The following is an 18,421-nucleotide window of genomic DNA, read 5'->3' on the forward strand; positions in this document are numbered from 1 at the left end:
GACCGACACGGACAGCGAAACGACGGGTGCGGACCGAACGGTCCGCACCCGTCGACCGTCCCGCCGCGGTCGAAGGTTCCGTCAGGGCCGGGTCATCCGCAGCACGTCCAGCGCCTCGTCCAGCTGCTCCTCCGTCAGCAGGCCGCGCTCCACGTAGCCGCGCTCCAGCACCACCTGGCGGATCGTCTTGCGCTCGGCCAGGGACTGCTTGGCCACCTTCGCCGCCTCCTCGTAGCCGATGTACCGGTTCAGCGGGGTCACCACCGAGGGCGAGGACTCGGCGTACTCCCGGGCCCGTTCGGCGTTCGCGGTCAGCCCGTCCACCGTGCGGTCGGCCAGCAGCCGGGCCGCGGACGCCAGCAGCCGCACCGACTCCAGGACGTTGCGGGCGATCACCGGCAGCATCACGTTGAGCTCGAAGTTGCCGCTCGCCCCGGCCACCGTGACGGTCGCGTCGTTGCCGATCACCTGGGCGGCCACCATCAGCACCACCTCGGGGATCACCGGGTTCACCTTGCCCGGCATGATCGACGAACCGGGCTGCAGGTCAGGCAGGTTGAGCTCGCCGAGGCCGGTGCGCGGGCCGGAGCCCATCCACCGCAGGTCGTTGGCGATCTTCGTGAAGCCGACCGCCACCGTGCGCAGCTGGCCGCTGAGTTCGACCAGCCCGTCCCGTGCGCCCTGGGCCTCGAAGTGGTCGCGTGCCTCCGTCAGCGGCAGCCCGGTGGCCCGGGCGACCTCGGCGATCACCGCGGCCGAGAACCCCGGCGGGGTGTTGATGCCGGTGCCCACCGCCGTGCCGCCGAGCGGCAGTTCGGCGACCCGGGGGAGCGCGGCGCGCAGCCGCTCCACGCCGTACCGGACCTGCGCCGCGTACCCGCCGAACTCCTGGCCGAGGGTGACGGGCGTGGCGTCCATCAGGTGCGTCCGGCCCGACTTGACCACCTCGGCGAACTCGGCGGACTTGCGCTCCAGGGCGGCCGCCAGGTGCTCCAGCGCGGGGACGAGGTCACCGGTGACGGCCCCCGTCGCCGCGATGTGGATCGACGAGGGGAACACGTCGTTGGACGACTGGCTGGCGTTCACCTGGTCGTTGGGGTGCACCGGCCGGCCGAGCCGCTCCGAGGCCAGGGTGGCGATCACCTCGTTGGTGTTCATGTTGGACGAGGTGCCGGAGCCGGTCTGGAAGACGTCCACCGGGAACTGGTCGTCCCAGCGGCCCTCCGCCACCTCCTCGGCGGCCTGCACGATCGCCTCCGCCGCCTCCGCGTCCAGCACGCCCAGCTCCGCGTTGACCTTCGCCGCGGCGGCCTTGATCCGGGCCAGTGCCGCGATGTGCGCCCGCTCCAGCCGCTGGCCGGACACCGGGAAGTTCTGCACCGCACGCTGTGTCTGCGCCTGCCACTTGGCGGCCGCCGGCACCTGGACCTCGCCCATCGAGTCGTGCTCGATGCGGAACTGCTCCTCGTCGCCCATGGTGGGACACCTCCTGCACAGCACAACGCGCGGCGGGCCCGGGAATTCCGTGGCCCGCCGCGCGCGCCCGTATCGGGCTCCGGTTCAGGCCAGGGTGGCGGTGGTGCGGGCCGGGGCGGCCGTCAGGCCGGGCTGGACGAGGACCGGGTCCTCGGTGCGGGCGCGGGCCAGGACGGCAGGGTCGAGGACGACGGTCAGCAGCTCGGGAGCGTCCTCGGCGGCCTCCGACAGCAGGTACCCGTCCGGGCCCCAGACGGCGCTGCCGCCGCAGCCGGTGTACGGGCCGGAGCGGCCGATGTGGTTGGCCAGCAGCACGTACAGCGTGTTGTCGAGCGCCCGGGCGGGGAAGACGGTGCGACGCTGGTGGGCGCCGGGGCCGGTCCCGAAGAGGGCGCCCACCAGGTAGGCGTGGGCGCCGTCCAGCGCGGCGGCGCGGGCGTGCTCGGGAAAGCCGGAGTCCCAGCAGACACCGAGGCCGAGCCGCCAGCCGTCCAGCTCCAGGGTGCAGCCGCCGCTGCCGGCGGAGAAGCCCGCGGCGCGCTCGTTGGGGGTGGCGAACTGCTTGCGGTAGACGGCGGCGAGCCGGCCGGTGGAGTCCAGGGCGAGGGCGGCGATGTGCAGCGCGCCGGTCTCCTCGTCGCGGACGGGGGCGCCGACCACCACCGCGGTGCCGGTCTCCGCACAGGCCTCGGCCAGCGGGGCGAGCCGCGGGTCGTCCGGGGCGACGGTCAGGGTGTCCGGGTCGGCGGCGATCCCGGTGGTCTCGTAGCCGGTCAGGAAGAGCTCGGAGAGCAGCAGCAGCCGGGCGCCGCGCTCGGCGGCCCGCCGGACGAGGCCGGCCGCGGTGGCGGCGTTCGCGGCGATGTCCAGCGGGACGAGCGGGGCCTGCGCCACGGCGACGCAGAGCGAGGAGGCGGGAAGCGCGTGTACAGGGATGCTCACGGGCCTCAATCCTTACATGGCGGGCCGTCCGCGCTCAAGGGCCCGGCCGGTCCGGGCCGGCCCGCGTGGCGCGCGCCGCGGTAACGGACCCGGTGCCACCATGGCGCCATGACGGACGGACCGGACCCGACCGCGCGGTACGCGGAGATCGCCGAGGAGCTCGCCCCGCGCGGCGCCACCCAGTCGAAGATGTTCGGCATGCCCTGCCTCAAGGACACCGCGGGCAAGGCCTTCGCCGGTCTGCACTCGGACGAGCTGGTCTGCCGGCTGGGCCGGGACACGCCCGCCCTCGCCGAGGCGCTGCGGCTGCCCGGCGCCCACCTGTTCGACCCGATGGGCGGCCGGCCGATGAAGGACTGGGCCTGCATCCCGCTCGGTGCGGCCGCCCACTGGGACAACTTCGCGGAGGCGGCGATGATCGCCCCGCGCTGAGCCCCTGATGCCCCGGAGCCGCGCTCCGGGGCATCAAGGACGCCGGATCAGCCGTGGTAGCCGGCGACGATCTTCGTGAAGGCGTACCCGGACTGGGAGATCCCGCTGCAGGAGTCGCCCGCCGGGGTGCCGGACGGACAGGCCCGGTCCCGGTTGACCGCCCAGAAGGTGAACCGGGCCAGGTGGTGCGCCTTGGCGTAGTTCAGCATGGTGGTGAAGTCGCCGGTGGAGACGGTCTCGTCGGCCTCGTCGGTCTTCCCGTTCATCGAGGATATGCCGATGTGCCGGTACGCGGTCGCGCTGTCGTAGCCGTACGCGCTCGCCACCGCCTTCTGCAGGCCGTCGGCGGCCTTGGTGGAGACGCTGCCCATCGAGCCGCTGTGGCTGCCGAAGTCGAACGGCATGATCGTCCAGCCGTCCAGGGCGAGCCCGGCCGCGGCGCCCCTCTTGATCAGGTCTTGGCCGTTCGCGTCGGGTCCGGTGGGCGTGGTGCCGAAGGTCAGGTAGGTGCGGATGCCCGGGTTCTTGCTCTCGACCGTCTTCAGCGCCGAGATCACACGCTGCCGGACGGCGGCGCTCGCCACCTCGGTGTTCTCGATGTCCACGTCGATCGCCTTGAGCTTGTAGGCGTCGATCACCTTCTGGTAAGCGGCCGCCAGGGCGCTCGCCGACGTGCACTTCTCGCCCAGCTTGTTGCCGCTCCAGCCGCCGAAGGAGATCACCACGTCCCCGCCCGCGGCGCGGATCGCGTTGATCGCGCTCTGGTCGCTGCCGCCGGTCAGCGGCCGGGTGCCGTCCCACTTGGGGTTGCAGCCGCCGTCGCTGAGCATGAAGGCCAGCGTGAACTGCTTGACCCCGGTGGCCGCCATGACATCGGTCGGCTTCTGTGGACTGCCCCAACCCAGGTACTCGTACGGGGCGTTGAGCCCCACCGGGTCGGCTGCGGCGACGGTCGCGGCCTGTCCGGCCGGCGCCAGCGCGAAGGCGCCGGCGGCGAGTGCGGCGGCGGCGGCGAGCGCGAGCAGCGGGCGGGCGGGGCCGCGCTTCAGGGCGTGCGAGGGCATGGTCCTCCGTTCGTTGCGGGGTGACGCAGATCGTCAGGAAAGTTTCCTAACGGCGGACGCCCAGCAAAGCAGCCCCGTGTGTGCACATCAAGAGGCGGTGCCTTAAGGGAAGTTGAAGGCCGAAAAAGCGTCGCCCGGCGTCACCGCCGACCGATACGGTCGGCGGTATGCAGACCACCACCCTCTGGCGCCCGACCGGCCCGCAGGAGCTCGCGCTCGTGGAGGCCTCCGGGTGGCGTGCCTGGCCGCCCCGCCTGCCGGAGCAGCCGATCTTCTACCCCGTGCTCAACGAGGACTACGCGGTCCGGATCGCCCGGGAGTGGAACGTGCCCGCCTCGGGTGCCGGCTACGTCACCCGGTTCGAGGTGGAGAGCGCCTACCTGGAGCGCTTCCCCGTCCGGCAGGCCGGCGGCGAGACCATCCTCGAACTCTGGGTGCCCGCCGAGGAACTGGCGGAGTTCAACCGGCACATCGTCGGCCCCATCGAGGTCGTCCGCACCTTCGGTGCCGCCGATCGGCCGGACGCCGCCCGCGCCTGAGCCGAGCACGCCGGGTTACGGTACGAGTCCCGGCACCCGCGGCCGGCTGCGCCCGAGCAGGCCGGTGCATGTCCACGCAGGCCCGTGCAGGTCCGAGCAGGTACGACCACCCCCGAGGAGCTCCATGGCAGGCCCGACCGTCGACGCCGGCGGCGAGCGGACCGCACCCGCCGCCGGCGCCGCCACCGCCGCGCCGCCCGGCCGCGCCACCGTCGCCGTTCTCGGCGGCCTCGTCGCGCTCGGCCCGTTCACCACCGACCTCTACCTGCCGGCGCTGCCCTCGCTCACCGCGGATCTGCACTCCACCGCACCCGCCGTCCAACTGACCCTCACCGGGCAGCTCTTCGGCATGGCCGCGGGCCAACTCGTCTTCGGTCCGCTGAGCGACCGGCACGGCCGCCGCCGACCGCTGCTCGCCGGCATCGCGGCGTACGCGCTCGCCACTCTGGTCTGCGCGCTCGCCCCCAGCGTTCCCGTGCTGGTCGCCGCCCGCTTCGTGCAGGGCGCCGCCGGCGCGGCCGGGCTGGTGATCGCCCGCGCGGTGGCCCGCGACCGGTACGAGGGCGTGGCGATGATCCGCTTCATGGCCTCACTGGCGATGATCTCCGGTCTGGCCCCGATCGTCGCCCCGGTGCTCGGTGCCCAACTGCTGCACGTCACCGACTGGCGCGGCACCTTCGCGGTGCTCGCCGCGCTCGGCGCCGTCCTCGCCCTGCTCGCCGCGCTCGCCCTGGAGGAGTCGCTGCCCCCGGAGCGCCGCCACCGAGGCGGCCTGGCCACCACCCTGGGCGCCATCGGCGGACTGCTCCGCGAGGGCCGCTTCGTCGGGTACGTGCTCACCAGCACCTTCGCCTTCGGCGCGCTCTTCGCGTACGTCAGCGGCTCCTCCACCGTCCTGCAGGAGGTCTACCGCGTCTCGCCGCAGACCTACAGCCTGCTCTTCGCGGTCAACTCGGTCGCCCTGATGGCCTCCACCCAGCTCAACGGCCGGGTGCTGGTCAGCCGGCTGCGGCCCGCCTCGCTGATGCTGCTCGGCCTGCTGCTCGCGGTGGTGGCCGGATTCGCCCTCACCCTCTTCACCGGCGTCTGGGACCTCGGGCTGGCGGCGGTCTGCCCGGCGATGTGCCTGCTGATGGCCTCGATGGGCATGGTCGGCCCCAACTCGGCGGCCCAGGCGCTGACCATGGCCCCGCACGCGGCCGGCTCCGCCTCGGCCCTGCTCGGCCTCGGGACCTTCCTGTGCGGCGCGGTGGTGGCGCCGCTCAGCAGTGCGGGCGGGGAGCCGTCCGCGGTGCTGCTGGGGGTGGTGGTGCTGGGCAGCGCGGTGCTGTCGCTGGTGGCGTTCCTGGTCTTCTGCCGGCCGTGGCAGGCGTCTCCGACCCCCTGACCGCGCCCTCGTGAGGGTGGATCAGCGGCGGCCACGGGCGAGGAGGGCGCTGCGGGCACGGGCGGCGAAGTCGGCCTGGGCGGCGGTGGCCGCCGCGTCCTGGGCGGTGCCGCCGGGCTTCACGGTGCCGGCGACGGTGTAGTAGCCGTACCGGCCGACCGTCGCATGGGTGTTGGCGCAGCCGGGGCTGACGCAGTACGAGGTGTTCCCGGCCGGGACGAGGCCCTGGACCTGGCCCTTGTGGGCGGCCGCCACCGCGTCCGCCTGGGCCTTGGTGTCGAGGACGGCGATGCCGACGGTGACCGCGCCCGAGCCGGACGTGTAGGTGGCCCGGAGGATGCTGCGGCAGCCGTGGGCGGCGAGGACGTCGCCGAGGCCGCCGGTGGTGGCCTTCCAGCAGGGGTCGGTGGTGGCGGTGGCGAGCCGGGTCCAGGTGCGGCCGCCGACGGTCGCGGTCGCCGGGAAGAGCGCGGCCGGGTCGAGCGGGGCGGTGTCGGTGGCCGCCGAGGAGATCACCGTCAGCGGGTCCGCGGGCGCGGAGGAGCCCGGTCCGGCGGAGGGCCGGGCGGTGGTCGGTGACGCGCTCGGACGGGCCGAGGTGCTGCCCGAGGCGCTCGGCGAGGCCGGCTGGGTCGCGGAGGTGCTGGGCGCCGCGCTCGTCCCGGCCTCGACCGGTTCGGCCGCGGCGGGCCCGCCGGTCGCGGAGGTGCTGCCGCCGGAGGCCGCGGGTGTACCGCCCTTGGTGCCGGAGCCGGCGAGGCCGACGGCGGTGGCGGTGATCCCGCCGACGACCAGGGTGGCGGCGACCACGCCGCCGACGACCCGGATCTGCTTGCGGCGCCTGACCTCGCGTTGGTGCCGCTCGGCCATCGCCGCCCAGTCCGGCTCGCCCGCCGGTCCGCCCCACCCCTGTGCCGTTCCCCGCCCGTCCGTCATGCGCGCGATCCTATGAGCTGACGGTTCTATCGGTGCAACCCGTCAGCTCGGGAGCACCGCCGCGGTCGGCAGACGGCCGCGCTCCTCGCCGCGGTGGTCGTGGTCGAGGATCTCCGGGCGGACGGTCGCGGTGCGGTCGCTCGTACCCGCCGTCGTCTCCGTCCGCCCGGGCCGGGTCCACCGGGTTTCCGGCGGCCCCGGTCAGGACAGGCCGTTGGCCTTCAGCCACGCCCCGGCGACGGCCGACGGGTCCTCCTTGTCCACGGACACCCGCTTCATCAGGGCGGTCAGGCCGGCGGTGTCCAGCTTCGCGGAGACGGCGTTGAGCGCGGCCGAGGCGGTGGCGTCCACCCCGGCCTTGTTCACCAGCGGGATCACGTTCTGCACGCTGAACAGGTTCTTCGGGTCGGCCAGCGCGACGAGCCCGAGCTGGACGATCCGCGGGTCGGTGGTGAAGACGTTGCCGACCTGCACAGTGCCGTCCTTCAGGGCGTTGGCGGTGGTGTCGGCGGTGGGCTTCCACTCCTTGAAGGCCAGTCCGTAGACGTCCTTGAACTGCTGCTCGCGGCGGGACTTGAACTCCGGCGGCCCGCCGACCACCAGGTCGCCGGCCTTGCCGGCGAGGTCGGCGATCGAGGTGAGCTTCAGCCGGTCGGCGGTCTCCTTGCTGACCGTCAGGGAGTCCTTGTCCTCGGCGGACGCCGGGTCCAGGACGGCGAGTTCGGCGGGCAGCTTCCGCTGCAGCTCGGCGTCGACGGCCTCGGTGCCCGCGGCGGTGGTCTTCGGGTCGAGGTAGCCGAGCAGAGCGCCGTTGTACTCGGGCAGCACCGTCAGGCTGCCGGACTTCAGCTGCCCGTAGAGCACTTCGCGGCTGCCGATGTTGAACTTCTCCTCGACCTTGACCCCCTTGGCCTTCAGCGCCTGGGAGTAGATCGAGGCGAGCAGCACGTTCTCCGGGAAGTTGGCGGAGCCGACGACGACGGTCCTGCCGCCGGCGGGCTTCGTGGCGCCGCCGTCCGCGGCGAGCGGGTCGCCGGACGAGGAGGAGCAGGCCGCCGCGCCCAGCGCGAGGGCGGCAGCGGTGAGCGTTCTGACGAGGCGGGCGGTCATCGGGATTCCTTCGGTCGGCGGGTACGGAGGGTCTGTCGTGCCTGCGGGGGCGACGAGCGGCGGATCAGTGGGGCGAAGAGCAGTTGTGCGGCGACGGCCAGCAGCACCACCAGCAGGGCACCGCCGACGGTGGCCGGGTAGTCGCGGGTGGCGAGTCCGTCGACGACGTAGCGGCCGAGCCCGCCGAGGCCGACGTAGGCGGCGACGGTGGCGGTCGCGATCGTCTGGACGGTGGCCGTCCGCAGCCCGGCGAGCAGCATCGGCAGGGCGGCGGGCAGGCAGACCTGCCAGAGCACCTGGCGGTGGGTCAGCCCGATGCCGAGGGCGGCGTCCCGGACGACCGGGTCGGTGCCGCGGACGCCCTCCGCGGCGGCGACCAGCAGCGGCGGCGCGGCCAGCGCCACCAGCGGGACGAGGACGGCGGTGTCGCCGACCCCGGCCAGCAGCACGGCGAGGGTGACCAGGCCGAGGGTCGGCAGCGCGCGGGCGGCGCCGGTGAAGGCCGTCACCGCGAAGGCGCCGCGGCCGGTGTACCCGATCAGCAGGCCGAGCGGGACGGCGAGCACCGCGGCCCACAGCAGGGCCTCCCCGCAGAACACCAGGTGTTCGGCGATCCGGTGGCCGATCGCGTCGGGCCCGCTCTGCCGGGCGGGGGCGGTGAAGAAGGTCTGCAGCCAGCCGAGCCAGTTCACCTGGCACCTCCGGCGGCCCAGGGGGCGAGCAGCCGGCGGGCGAGCACCAGCAGCAGGTCGGTGGCGAGGGCGAGCAGGACGACGAGCACGATCCCGGCGACGATCGGGGTCGGGAAGGTCCGCTGGAAGCCGTCCACGAAGAGGTAGCCGAGGCCGCCGCGGCCGACCAGGGCGCCCACCGCGGCGAGCGAGATGGACGAGACCGCGGCCACCCGCACCCCGGCGACCAGGTAGGGCACCGAAGCCGGGAGTTCGACCGCGGCGAGGCGGTGCCAGGGCCCGTAGCCGAGCGCGGTGGCCGCCTGCCGGACGTCCTCCGGGACGGCCCGCAGGCCGTCCACCGTCGCCGGCAGCAGGACGGCGAGCGCGTAGCAGGTGAGCGGCACCATCACGGTGGCCCGGGTGGCGAGCCCGGTGTACGGGATGAGCACCACGAAGACGGCGAGCGCGGGCAGCGCGTACACCACGTTGAAGACCGCGGAGAGCGGCTGGTAGAGCCGGGGCAGCCGGGCGCAGGCGAGGCCGAGCGGAACGGCGGCGAGCAGCGCGATCAGCACCGGGACGAGCGAGATCACCGCGTGGTCCAGGGTCAGGTCGCGCAGGTAGCCGAGGTGGTCGCCGATCCAGTGCCAGCGGACGAGCGGTTCACCGTCCACCGTCGGGCTCCTCGCTGCCGGGGCCGAGCGCGGCGAGCACGGCGGCCCGGGTGGCCAGGCCGGTGGCCCGTCCGGCGGCGTCCACCGCGACGGCGGCGCCGGCGGGGGAGAGCACCGCGGCGTCCAGCGCGGCGCGCAGGCTGTCGGCGGCGGGGGCGAAGGCGGGCGCGGGCCGGCGCTCGCCGCCGCGCTCCCAGGCCTCGGGGCGGCCGTCGGCGTCCAGGGTGAGCCGCCAGCCGTGCAGGTCGCTGCCGGCGGGCAGCAGGTCGACGGCGGCGGCCGGGCGCAGGCCGAGCCCGCGCAGGCCCCGGTCGCGGCCCAGGAAGGCGGCCACGTTCTCGTCCGCGGGCGCGGTCAACAGGGTGTGCGGGTCGGCGCGCTGGGCGATCCGGCCGTGCTCGCGGAGGACCACGACGTGGTCGCCGAGCCGGACGGCCTCCTCGATGTCGTGCGTCACGAAGAGCACCGTCTTGTTCAACTCGGACTGCAGCCTGAGCAGTTCCTCCTGCAGCCCGGCCCGGACGACCGGGTCGACCGCACTGAAGGGCTCGTCCATCAGCAGCACCGGCGGGTCGGCGGCCAGGGCCCGTGCCACGCCGACGCGCTGCTGCTGGCCGCCGGAGAGCTGGAAGGGGTAGCGGCGGGCCGTCTCCGGCGGCAGGCCGACCAGCTCCAGCAGTTCGGCGGCGCGGGCCCGGGCGGCCTTCCGGTCCTGGCCGAGCAGCCGGGGCACGGTCGCCACGTTGTCCAGCACCCGGCGGTGCGGGAACAGGCCCGCCTGCTGGATGACGTAGCCGATGCCGCGGCGCAGCCGGGCGGCGGGCAGGGTCGCGACGTCCTCGCCGTTCAGCAGCACCCGCCCGGCTGTCGGCTCGACCATGCGGTTGACCATCCGCAGGATGGTGGTCTTGCCGCAGCCGGACGGGCCGACGAGCACGGTTATTCGGCCGGCGGGGACGTCGAGGTCCAGGCCCTCGACGGCCACCGTGCCGTCCGGATGGCGCTTGCCGGCGCCCTCGAAAGTGATCACGTGTGGTTCCAGATTGCCTTGCTGTTCTGATGCGCAGTGAGAGGCGAACGCATGATGCGGATGTGACAAACAAACACCTGATCGAATCCCCGGGGTGGGGTCAGGCCAAACCCGCGTCCGCCGAAAGGGTGGGCAGACCGGCCGCCGCCCAGGCGACGAAACCGCCGTCCAGGTCGGTCGCCCGGTGCAGCCCCAGCTCCCGCAGGCTCGCCGCGGCCAGGCTGGACGCGTAGCCCTCCGAGCAGACCACGATCCAGTGCACCCCGTGGTCCGCCGCCTCCGGAATGCGGTGGCTGCCCGCCGGGTCGAGCCGCCACTCCAGCACGTTCCGCTCGATCACCAGCGCACCCGGGATGCCGCCCTCGCGGGCCCGCTGCGCCACCGGCCGGATGTCCACCAGCAGCGCGCCCTCGGCCACCGCCGCGAACGCCTCCGCCGGGCCCGGCCGGTGCACCCCGGCCCGGCTCCGCTCCACCAACTCGTCGACTGTCGTCACCACTGCTCCGGTCCTTCCTCCGCGGTGCGGACCAGACCGCCGGCCCGCAGGTCGTATCGCGTCATCCCGCCCAGCGGCGGCGAGTACGCGTGGATCGTCACGGCCGGTCCGGCCGAGGTGTTGCGCACATCGTGCAGGTACGAGGCGCCGAACGCCCGCACCCCGCCGGACGGCACCCGCCGCACCAGCAGCCCCTCCTCCGGGCCGCCCAGCGACAGCTCCTCCAACTCGCCCAGCGCCACCGCGAACGCCCCCCGCGAACCGCCGTGGTCGTGGAAGCCGGTGGACTGGCCGGGCAGCCAGCTGATCAGCCACACCTCGTGGTCCTCGGCGCTCACCAGCCGCTCGTACCAGCGGTCGCCGGTGGCCAGCCGGACCCGGTGGATCCACCGGTCGGGCTGTTCGGCGAGATCGCGGACGATCGCCCGCAGGGCGTTCGGCGACAGCGGGCGGGCCGTGCCGCCGGAGTCGCCGGGGACGCCGGAAGGAGCGTCGGGGGTGTCGGCAGGAGCGTCGGGAGCGGAAACGGGTAGCGCGAAGTCCAGGCTCATGGCGTGTCCTCGGATGACCGGAGCGGCGGCGGGCGCACACGGGCACAGCGGTGCGCCGACCGGGGGAGGGGGAGCTTCAGGAGCGGACGGTCCCTGGCGGTGCCGGACGGATCAGGCACCGGTCCCGGACGACGACACGGGACGAGGAGGAACCGTCAGCAGGCACACATGTCGCTCGCCTGGCGTCGCAGATCGACGTGCAGGCGGCAGACCAGAGCGGTGCCGGGCTTCATGCGCCGATCGTTCACGACAGGAGCGGGCCGCGTCAAGCCGCGTCCGGCAGGCGGGAGGCCCGTGACCCCGTTCGGCGGCAGGAACGGCGGAGCGGCCCGCCCCGGATCGTCCGGGACGGGCCGCTCGGCCGGCGGATCGTCAGTTGTTCTGCGTGGCGTCGGTGTCCGCCTGCGCGGCGGCGCTCTCCGCCGCGTCCAGCTTCTGCTGCATCTGCGGCGCCTGGCCGTCGTCCTGCTGGGTCTGCGCGGCCTTGTCCCCACCGCCCTGGTGCGGCCCGCAGCCGGTCAGCAGCAGCGCGGCGGCCGCGGCGAGGGCCGCCACCGCGGCACCGGCCCGGCGGCTCACTTGGAGTCCGCCGAGGGCGAGCCCTGCTTGCCGCACCAGTCGGAGACGGCCTTCAGGTCCTTCTGCCGCAGCTCCAGGGTCGGCAGCAGGCTCTTGCGGAAGTCCAGCCGGTCGTTGAGGTAGGTGTACACCTCGGTGTGGCCCGCCGACTTGGCCTCGGCCACCCGCTTCTCCAGCCGGGCCACCGAGCCGACCACCGTGGCGTCGCCGTTCAGCCGCTTCAGGGCCTTGTCGATGCGGGCCTGGGTGGCCGGCAGGCGCTTGCAGATCGACTTGGCGCCGTCGCCCTTCGGGGTCTCGGCGGCCTGTGCCGGGGCCGCGCCCGCGAGCACGGACCCTGCCAGGGCGAGTGCGCCGATCGCGGCGGCCTTGCGGTACGTGGGCATGGCGGTCTCTCCTCCGGATAGCTGTGGGATCGGACGACGGGGAGCGTAGGACGGCTTCTTGTGGAAACCCTGTGACCGCCGAAGCTCTGTGGCCGCCGGGGTGCTGTGGCCGCCGGGGTTCTGCGAGCTCCCGGCGGCCCCCGCTCAGCGGGTGATCCAGTCCCGGCGGGCCGGCAGCACCAGCGTCGGCTCCTCCGGACGCAGCAGCGGCAGCCGCACCTCCACCCGGCAGCCCGCGCCGTCCGGCCCGTCCGCCACCGCCACCGTGCCCCGGTGCAGCGCCACCTGCTGCGCCACCAGGGTCAGCCCCAGCCCCGAACCGGGGCTGTCCGGCCGCCGGTGGAACCGGGCGAAGACCGCCGCCCGCTCCTGCGGCGGCACCCCGGGCCCCCGGTCGTCCACCGTCAGCACCGCCGAACCGCTGCGTCCGGCCCGCAGCCGGACGGCGATCCGGGCCGGGCCGCCGGTCGTCCGGCCGTGCACCGCGGCGTTCCCGATCAGATTGGCCAGCAGGATCCGCAGGCCCGCCTCCCAGCCGAACACCCGTACCCCCGGCGCGGTTCCGACCTCCAGGACGGCCTGCGGGTGCCGCCGGCCCGCCTCCGCCGCGGCCGCCTCCACCAGCTCGCCCAGATCCAGCGCCGCGAAGGCCGACAGCTCCACCAGATCGCCGCCGGCCAGCGTCCGCAGCGCGTTCAGCAGGTCCTCCAACCGGCCGTGGTCCTCGGCCAGTTCACCCACGATCTCGGCCCGCTCGGCGGCCGGCAGGCCGGGGTGCGCGGCCAGCACGTCCAGATTGGTCCGCATCGCCGTCAGCGGGGTCCGCAGCTCGTGCGCTGCCGCGGAGGAGAACGACCGCGCGGTCTCCAGCGCCTGCGCCGTCCGGCCCGCCTGCTCGTCGTAGCGGGCGAGCAGCAGCGAGAGCGCGGCGGCGAGTTCGTCCACCTCGGTGACCCGGCTGCGCCGGTGGTCGAGCGCGGCGGCACCCGCGCGAGGGTCGAGGGCGGCGGCCCGGCGGCTCAGCGTGCGCAGCGAGGCGGTGGCCCGGTCCGCCAGGCCGAAGGCCAGCGCCCCGGCGGCCGGGGCGGCCAGCAGCGCCACCAGCAGCACCCGCCGGCGGACCGCCTTCACCTGCGGGTCGACCGCGGTGGACGGCTCCACCAGCCAGAGCGTGCCCGGGCTCGCACCGTCCACCGGCACCGCCAGCACCCGCCAGGCCCGCCCGCCGTCCCGGACCGTCGCCGGGCCCGAGCCGGCCGCCGGCAGCACCACCGACTCCGCGGGCTGCGGGCCCACCGCCAGCCGCACGGCGCCGTCCCGGCCCGCCAGCCGGACCCCGGAGTCCAGCGCCCCGTCCAGCACCTTCCGCTGCTGGTTCTGCTCGGCCTTCGGCCGGTTGCCGGCGCTCGCGGCCAGCAGCGTGCGGGCGTTCGGCAGCACCGCCGCCGCCCGGGCCCGCAGCACCTCGTCCTGCTGCCGCAGCAGGTCCCGGTGGACGAGGCCGAGCAGCAGCAGCCCGGCGGCCAGCACCAGCAGCGGCACCAGCACCGTCACCGACAGCGCGATCCGGGTGGAGAGCCTCACCGGGCACCCCCGTCGGCCGGCGCCCGCAGCACGAAGCCGACCCCGCGCACGGTGTGGATCAGCCGCGGCCGGCCGCCCTCCTCCAGCTTGCGGCGCAGATAGCTGACGAAGGTGTCCACCGCGTCGCTGCGCACCTCGAAGTCGTAGCCCCAGACCCGGTCCAGCAGCTGGTCGCGGGTGAGGACCAGGCCGGCGTTCCGGACGAGCTGCGCGAGCAGCTCGAACTCGCGCCGGGTGAGGTGGAGTTCGGTGCCCTCCCAGTGCACCTGGCGGGTGGCCGGGGCGACGGTGAGCGGACCGGCCCGCAGCAGGTCGGCGGGCGGGGCCGGGCGGCGGCGGAGCAGCGCGTGCAGCCGCAGCACCAGCTCCTCCAGGGCGAAGGGCTTCACCAGGTAGTCGTCGGCGCCGGCCTGGAGCCCGGCGACCCGGTCGGCGAGCTCGTCCAACGCGGAGAGCATCAGCACCGGGGTGTCGTCGCCGCGGGCCCGCAGCGCCCGGCAGACCTCGGTGCCGCTGAGGCCCGGCATCGACACGTCCAGCACCAGCACGTCGGGGGAGTCGGCGGCGGCCCGGGCGAGCGCCGCCTCGCCGTCGGCGGCCACGCCCACGCTGAAGCCGCTGAGGCGCAGCCCGCGTTCCAGCGAGCGCCGGATCGCGGCGTCGTCGTCCACCACCAGCACCCGGCCGGCCTGTGTGCCCGCGCTCATCGGCACCTCCTCGCGTCGGGCCCGTCCGGCCCGGGGCCGCCGACTCTCCCACACCGGGGCGCCGACGGTCACGGTGGGGCGTGCCCGGCGGGCGGTCGGACGGGGGGCGGTGCGGGAGGTGTGTGGTGCGGGAGGTCCGCGGTGCGGCCCGGCCGGATGTTCGGGAACCGGCGGCGGGTGGTGCGGCGTCCTTCGGGTCACCGCGGTTCGGCGTCGGACCCCGGCGGGCAAGGAGACAGGTATGGGTTTCATCAGCTGGATCGTCCTCGGCCTGATCGCCGGGGCCATCGCCAAGTTCCTGCTGCCCGGGCGCGACCCGGGCGGCCTCTTCGTCACCACACTCATCGGCATCGCCGGATCCTTCGTCGGCGGCTGGATCGCCTCGACCTGGCTGCACCGCCCGGTGGCCAAGGACTTCTTCGACCTGGCGACCTGGGTCTCGGCGATCGGCGGCGCCCTGGTGCTGCTGATCGCCTACCGCCTGCTCTTCGGCAACTCCCGGGACTGACGGCGCGCCCCGGCGGGCCCGCTCCAGGGCCCGCCGGCGGCGGATTTCCTTGCTCCACTACGGGAGCGCTCCCATCAGCACAGATTCCCGGCCGGGCCGCCGGCCGTCGAACATCGTCGAAACTTCCTTCTGCACAAGGGATTACGCGAGACTCCGCACCCGGCTAGCATCTGCCGCGGCCGTGCGGGAGCGCTCCCATGACTGACGGCCGTCCCATCCTCTCCCACCCGAGAGCACGCGGAGGACCACTGTGAGCACCCCCGACGGCGTCCGACGGGCCGCCCCGGCCCCCGGCCGCCCCACCCAGGACCGCCCCCGGCGCACCGCCCGACGCGGCCGCACCGCAGCCCTGGCGCTCGCCGCCGGCGCGGCGGCCGTCTCGGTGCTGGCCGGCACCCAGACCGGGGCCGGCGCCGCCGTGCAGGGCAGCCTGCCCGCGGACACCCGGTTCTACAAGGACCCGGCCTCGCAGGCCGTCAAGTGGGTCGCCGCCAACCCCAACGACTCCCGGACACCGGTGATCTCCCAGCGGATCGCGAGTCAGCCGCAGGGCATCTGGTTCGCCAACTACAAGCCGGACACCGTCACCTCCGACGTCCGCGCGATCACCTCGGCCGCCGGCGCGGCCGGCCAGGTGCCGGTGCTGGTGGTGTACGAGATCCCCAACCGGGACTGCGGCGGAGCCTCCGCCGGCGGCGCACCCGACCTCGCCTCCTACGACGCCTGGGTCACCAAATTCGCGGCAGGACTGGGCAGCGGGCGCTCGGTCGTCGTCCTGGAACCCGACTCCATCGCCCTCACCACCTGCCTCTCCGCCCAGCAGCAGGCCGACCGCTTCGCCTCGCTCTCCCGGGCCGGCGCCGCCATCCACGCCGCCGCCCCCAACGCCAAGGTCTACCTCGACGGCGGCCACTCCACCTGGAACAGCGCCTCCGAACAGGCCAACCGGCTGCGCAGCGCCGGCATCCTCGCCAACGCGGACGGCTTCTTCACCAACGTCTCCAACTTCAACACCACCACGGGCGAGGTCGGCTACGCCAAGTCCGTGCTCTCCGCCCTGGGCAACCCGGCCAACCTGCACGCCGTGATCGACACCAGCCGCAACGGCAACGGCCCCGCGGGCAGCGCCTGGTGCGACCCGTCCGGCCGGAAGATCGGCAACTACCCGACGGCGGCCACCGGTGACGCCGCGATCGACGCCTTCCTGTGGGTCAAGCCGCCGGGCGAGGCGGACGGCTGCGCGGCCGCCGCCGGCACCTTCGTGCCCGACATCGCCTACCAGCTGGCGCAGAACGCCCCCGACCCGAGCACCCCGCCGACCTCCCAGCCGCCCACCTCGCAGCCCCCGACGTCCCAGCCCCCGACGTCGCAGCCGCCCACCTCGCAGCCGCCGACCGGTGGCGCCTCCTGCGCAGTGGTCTACAAGGCAAACTCCTGGACGGGTGGTTTCACCGCCGACGTGACGGTCAAGAACACCGGCACCACCGCGGTCAACGGCTGGACGCTGACCTGGACCTTCCCCGGCGACCAGAAGACCACCAGCGCCTGGAACGCCAAGGTCGTCCAGTCCGGCGCCTCGGTCACCGCCACCGACCTCGGCTACAACGGAGCCCTCGCCCCCGGCGCCTCCACCGGCTTCGGCTTCCAGGCCACGTACGGCTCCGCCAACCCGGCGCCCACCGCCTTCACCCTGAACGGTGCTGCCTGCACCGTCTCCTGACACCGCAGCACACCACGCCGAACGGCCGCCGACCGCTTCCCCACAGCGGTCGGCGGCTTCGGCCCGTCAGGGCACGCTCAGCGGCAGAGCTCGAAGACCATGTCCTCGAAATCGGGGTACCGCTCGGCGGCCTCCGCCGCCACCTCGGCGGCAGAGCGCCGACCGCCCGGCGCCCAGCGTTCGGCGATCCCGGCCAACTCCGCGTTCGGGCGGGAGCCCCGCGCCGGGTACTCGACGGCCTCCAGCGGACCGGACCCGTCCGCCATCAGCCACAGGAACGAGGCCAGGTCGCAGGCGACCACCCCGGTCTCGCCCTCCGAACCGAGGAACACCACCGGCTGCTCGGCCAGCGGCCGGCCGGGGCGTGCCAGCCAGATCGCGCCGTAGCCCCCGGTGCCGTCCTGCCCGAACACCCGGAAGGCGTCACCGTCCACCTCGGGGTTGCCCGTCCAGGCACGCAGCCAGTCCGTGGTCTCCTCCGCATCCAGGAAGGCGTCGAAGGGCTCGAAGTCCACCCCGTCGCCGTCGTCGAACTCGACCCCGGCCACCTCGGCAAGGGCGGCGGGAAGCACCCGGTCGTCATCAGCCATGCCGGGAGGCTAACCCCCGGCTCAGACAGCCTCCGGCCGGGGCCAGACCCCGGTCTCACATCTCGGCGACCCAGGCCGGGAGGGCCTCGCGGGCGTCGAGCCAGGTGCCCGGGACGTCGGTGAGGCCGGCGCGGGCGGCGGTGACGCCACCGGCGATGGCGCAGGTGGTGTCCATGTCGCCCCAGCCGCCGAGGGTCTCCCACAGGGTGTCGGGGAGGGAGTCTAGGGCGCCGGCGGCCGATCAGAGGGCGAACGGGACGGTGTCCGGGGCGGAGACCAGGATGCCGGAGCCGAGCACCACGGCCGCGTGCCGGACGGACGTGCCGACCGGGAAACGGGCGGCGGTACGGAGGCCGGAGCGCACGTCGCTGTCCGGCAGCCGTCCGGCGATCTCCAGCAGGAAGTCGCTCCGGTCGGGTGCCGCCGAGCCCCGACTGCGGGCCGCGAGGGCGGCGGCGAGGGCCACGGCGACCGCGCCGGCCGCCGCCTCGGGGTGGTGGTGGGTGGTGCGGGCGGCGAGCCCGGCCTGCTCCGCGACGGCATCCAGGTCCGCGGCGAACCAGGCGCCGAGCGGGGCGACCCGCATGGCGGCGCCGTTGCCGTGCGAGCCCTGGCCGCCGAACAGGGCGGAGGTGACGGACCGCCAGTCCGCGCCGCCGTGCACCTCCCTCATCACCTGGTGCATCGACGGGCCGTACTTGCGCAGTGGCTCGGCGGTGTAGGCGGCGGCGAACTCGCGGGCCAGCTCGTCCTGCCGCACCACGCCGAACCGGCCCAGGTGCCGGACGAGGACCAGGGCCTGCGCGGTGTCGTCCGTCCAGTGCCACGGCGCGGGGCGGGCGATCCGGGCGGCGTGCGCGGCGGCCGCCTCGTCGACGCCGGGCGCGAACCAGCGGTCGCCGAAGGCGTCGCCCAGGGCGAGTCCGTGCAGGCTGTCCAGGGCGGCGGTCGGCGCGCGCATGTTGTCCTCCGAGTGAGAATGACCGATGTGTCGGCATCCTCGCAGCGGGTGGACCTTCCGGGCGAGCCGATTTCC

Annotated in this window: 21 protein-coding genes; 5 read left to right on the plus strand and 16 right to left on the minus strand. The window is 74.7% G+C overall.

Annotated elements, in window-relative coordinates:
• Window positions 1–81: 81 nt before the first annotated feature.
• Window positions 82–1,476 (minus strand): class II fumarate hydratase, encoded by a 1,395-nt coding sequence (locus AB0P35_RS01125; RefSeq protein WP_363504677.1) that lies wholly within the window; start codon window positions 1,474–1,476, stop codon window positions 82–84.
• An 84-nt stretch (window positions 1,477–1,560) separates the two neighbouring features.
• Window positions 1,561–2,418, minus strand: coding sequence for a carbon-nitrogen hydrolase family protein (locus AB0P35_RS01130; RefSeq protein ID WP_363504680.1), 858 nt, complete (start codon window positions 2,416–2,418; stop codon window positions 1,561–1,563).
• Window positions 2,419–2,526: 108 nt separating this feature from the next.
• Between AB0P35_RS01130 and AB0P35_RS01135 the strand changes: the two genes are divergently transcribed.
• A complete protein-coding gene (locus AB0P35_RS01135) occupies window positions 2,527–2,850 on the plus strand; it encodes a hypothetical protein (protein WP_363504683.1) in 324 nt (107 codons plus the stop codon).
• Between the two features lie 47 nt (window positions 2,851–2,897).
• Here AB0P35_RS01135 and AB0P35_RS01140 read toward each other — a convergent pair whose 3' ends face one another.
• Window positions 2,898–3,914: a chitinase gene (locus tag AB0P35_RS01140; RefSeq protein WP_363504685.1), complete on the minus strand. Its 1,017-nt coding sequence runs from the start codon at window positions 3,912–3,914 to the stop codon at window positions 2,898–2,900.
• A 167-nt stretch (window positions 3,915–4,081) separates the two neighbouring features.
• Here AB0P35_RS01140 and AB0P35_RS01145 point away from each other — a divergent pair, with 167 nt between their 5' ends.
• Together AB0P35_RS01145 and AB0P35_RS01150 are read left to right on the plus strand one after the other, a co-directional pair.
• Complete coding sequence (locus AB0P35_RS01145; protein ID WP_363504688.1) at window positions 4,082–4,453, plus strand: ADP-ribosylation/crystallin J1; 372 nt, start codon at window positions 4,082–4,084, stop codon at window positions 4,451–4,453.
• A gap of 124 nt (window positions 4,454–4,577) precedes the next feature.
• Window positions 4,578–5,840, plus strand: a complete 1,263-nt coding sequence (locus AB0P35_RS01150) for a multidrug effflux MFS transporter (RefSeq protein WP_363504691.1) — start codon at window positions 4,578–4,580, stop codon at window positions 5,838–5,840.
• 21 nt (window positions 5,841–5,861) lie between these two features.
• On the opposite strand, the gene AB0P35_RS01155 is transcribed toward AB0P35_RS01150, so the two are convergent.
• The 11 genes from AB0P35_RS01155 to AB0P35_RS01205 form a co-directional block, all read right to left on the minus strand.
• Window positions 5,862–6,776 carry a hypothetical protein gene (locus tag AB0P35_RS01155; RefSeq protein ID WP_363504694.1) on the minus strand — a complete coding sequence of 305 codons (915 nt, stop codon included), beginning with the start codon at window positions 6,774–6,776 and terminating at the stop codon, window positions 5,862–5,864.
• 201 nt (window positions 6,777–6,977) lie between these two features.
• On the minus strand, window positions 6,978–7,886 hold the full coding sequence (locus AB0P35_RS01160) for an ABC transporter substrate-binding protein (RefSeq protein ID WP_363504697.1): 909 nt from the start codon (window positions 7,884–7,886) through the stop codon (window positions 6,978–6,980).
• Window positions 7,883–8,578: an ABC transporter permease subunit gene (locus tag AB0P35_RS01165; protein WP_363504700.1), complete on the minus strand. Its 696-nt coding sequence runs from the start codon at window positions 8,576–8,578 to the stop codon at window positions 7,883–7,885. Before AB0P35_RS01165 ends, AB0P35_RS01160 begins: the two co-directional genes overlap by 4 nt.
• A complete protein-coding gene (locus tag AB0P35_RS01170; RefSeq protein ID WP_095872329.1) occupies window positions 8,575–9,234 on the minus strand; it encodes an ABC transporter permease in 660 nt (219 codons plus the stop codon). Before AB0P35_RS01170 ends, AB0P35_RS01165 begins: the two co-directional genes overlap by 4 nt.
• Window positions 9,224–10,264 (minus strand): ATP-binding cassette domain-containing protein, encoded by a 1,041-nt coding sequence (locus tag AB0P35_RS01175; protein ID WP_363504704.1) that lies wholly within the window; start codon window positions 10,262–10,264, stop codon window positions 9,224–9,226. Before AB0P35_RS01175 ends, AB0P35_RS01170 begins: the two co-directional genes overlap by 11 nt.
• Window positions 10,265–10,364: 100 nt before the next feature.
• Window positions 10,365–10,763 (minus strand): rhodanese-like domain-containing protein, encoded by a 399-nt coding sequence (locus AB0P35_RS01180; RefSeq protein WP_363504707.1) that lies wholly within the window; start codon window positions 10,761–10,763, stop codon window positions 10,365–10,367.
• Complete coding sequence (locus tag AB0P35_RS01185; RefSeq protein WP_363504709.1) at window positions 10,757–11,311, minus strand: cysteine dioxygenase family protein; 555 nt, start codon at window positions 11,309–11,311, stop codon at window positions 10,757–10,759. The genes AB0P35_RS01180 and AB0P35_RS01185 overlap by 7 nt, the downstream gene beginning before the upstream one ends.
• 372 nt (window positions 11,312–11,683) lie before the next feature.
• The gene (locus AB0P35_RS01190) at window positions 11,684–11,890 is read right to left on the minus strand and encodes a hypothetical protein (RefSeq protein WP_363504712.1); all 207 of its coding nucleotides are present in this window, start codon (window positions 11,888–11,890) and stop codon (window positions 11,684–11,686) included.
• Complete coding sequence (locus AB0P35_RS01195) at window positions 11,887–12,276, minus strand: hypothetical protein (RefSeq protein ID WP_095872324.1); 390 nt, start codon at window positions 12,274–12,276, stop codon at window positions 11,887–11,889. The genes AB0P35_RS01190 and AB0P35_RS01195 overlap by 4 nt, the downstream gene beginning before the upstream one ends.
• Window positions 12,277–12,420: 144 nt before the next feature.
• Window positions 12,421–13,860 carry a HAMP domain-containing sensor histidine kinase gene (locus AB0P35_RS01200; RefSeq protein ID WP_363504715.1) on the minus strand — a complete coding sequence of 480 codons (1,440 nt, stop codon included), beginning with the start codon at window positions 13,858–13,860 and terminating at the stop codon, window positions 12,421–12,423.
• Complete coding sequence (locus tag AB0P35_RS01205) at window positions 13,857–14,567, minus strand: response regulator transcription factor (protein ID WP_363504718.1); 711 nt, start codon at window positions 14,565–14,567, stop codon at window positions 13,857–13,859. The genes AB0P35_RS01200 and AB0P35_RS01205 overlap by 4 nt, the downstream gene beginning before the upstream one ends.
• Window positions 14,568–14,808: 241 nt before the next feature.
• Between AB0P35_RS01205 and AB0P35_RS01210 the strand changes: the two genes are divergently transcribed.
• Entirely contained in the window at window positions 14,809–15,075 is a 267-nt protein-coding gene (locus AB0P35_RS01210) for a GlsB/YeaQ/YmgE family stress response membrane protein (RefSeq protein ID WP_363504721.1), read from the plus strand.
• 250 nt (window positions 15,076–15,325) lie between these two features.
• Window positions 15,326–16,795: a glycoside hydrolase family 6 protein gene (locus AB0P35_RS01215; protein WP_363504724.1), complete on the plus strand. Its 1,470-nt coding sequence runs from the start codon at window positions 15,326–15,328 to the stop codon at window positions 16,793–16,795.
• 77 nt (window positions 16,796–16,872) lie between these two features.
• Here the strand turns inward: AB0P35_RS01215 and AB0P35_RS01220 are convergent, their stop codons facing one another.
• Together AB0P35_RS01220 and AB0P35_RS01225 are read right to left on the minus strand one after the other, a co-directional pair.
• Window positions 16,873–17,385 (minus strand): SMI1/KNR4 family protein, encoded by a 513-nt coding sequence (locus tag AB0P35_RS01220; protein ID WP_363504727.1) that lies wholly within the window; start codon window positions 17,383–17,385, stop codon window positions 16,873–16,875.
• A 241-nt stretch (window positions 17,386–17,626) separates the two neighbouring features.
• Complete coding sequence (locus AB0P35_RS01225; RefSeq protein ID WP_363504730.1) at window positions 17,627–18,346, minus strand: ADP-ribosylglycohydrolase family protein; 720 nt, start codon at window positions 18,344–18,346, stop codon at window positions 17,627–17,629.
• Window positions 18,347–18,421 lie beyond the last annotated feature (75 nt).

Source organism: Kitasatospora sp. NPDC085879, assembly GCF_040686255.1.
GTDB lineage: Bacteria > Actinomycetota > Actinomycetes > Streptomycetales > Streptomycetaceae > Kitasatospora.

Coding starts and splice junctions, on each gene's coding strand:
- AB0P35_RS01140 (WP_363504685.1), bottom strand. CDS start 3,914: ATGCCCTCGCACGCCCTGAAGCGCGGCCCCGCCCGCCCGCTGCTCGCG.
- AB0P35_RS01160 (WP_363504697.1), bottom strand. CDS start 7,886: ATGACCGCCCGCCTCGTCAGAACGCTCACCGCTGCCGCCCTCGCGCTG.
- AB0P35_RS01135 (WP_363504683.1), top strand. CDS start 2,527: ATGACGGACGGACCGGACCCGACCGCGCGGTACGCGGAGATCGCCGAG.
- AB0P35_RS01225 (WP_363504730.1), bottom strand. CDS start 18,346: ATGCGCGCGCCGACCGCCGCCCTGGACAGCCTGCACGGACTCGCCCTG.
- AB0P35_RS01125 (WP_363504677.1), bottom strand. CDS start 1,476: ATGGGCGACGAGGAGCAGTTCCGCATCGAGCACGACTCGATGGGCGAG.
- AB0P35_RS01210 (WP_363504721.1), top strand. CDS start 14,809: ATGGGTTTCATCAGCTGGATCGTCCTCGGCCTGATCGCCGGGGCCATC.
- AB0P35_RS01205 (WP_363504718.1), bottom strand. CDS start 14,567: ATGAGCGCGGGCACACAGGCCGGCCGGGTGCTGGTGGTGGACGACGAC.
- AB0P35_RS01220 (WP_363504727.1), bottom strand. CDS start 17,385: ATGGCTGATGACGACCGGGTGCTTCCCGCCGCCCTTGCCGAGGTGGCC.
- AB0P35_RS01155 (WP_363504694.1), bottom strand. CDS start 6,776: ATGACGGACGGGCGGGGAACGGCACAGGGGTGGGGCGGACCGGCGGGC.
- AB0P35_RS01150 (WP_363504691.1), top strand. CDS start 4,578: ATGGCAGGCCCGACCGTCGACGCCGGCGGCGAGCGGACCGCACCCGCC.
- AB0P35_RS01185 (WP_363504709.1), bottom strand. CDS start 11,311: ATGAGCCTGGACTTCGCGCTACCCGTTTCCGCTCCCGACGCTCCTGCC.
- AB0P35_RS01145 (WP_363504688.1), top strand. CDS start 4,082: ATGCAGACCACCACCCTCTGGCGCCCGACCGGCCCGCAGGAGCTCGCG.
- AB0P35_RS01195 (WP_095872324.1), bottom strand. CDS start 12,276: ATGCCCACGTACCGCAAGGCCGCCGCGATCGGCGCACTCGCCCTGGCA.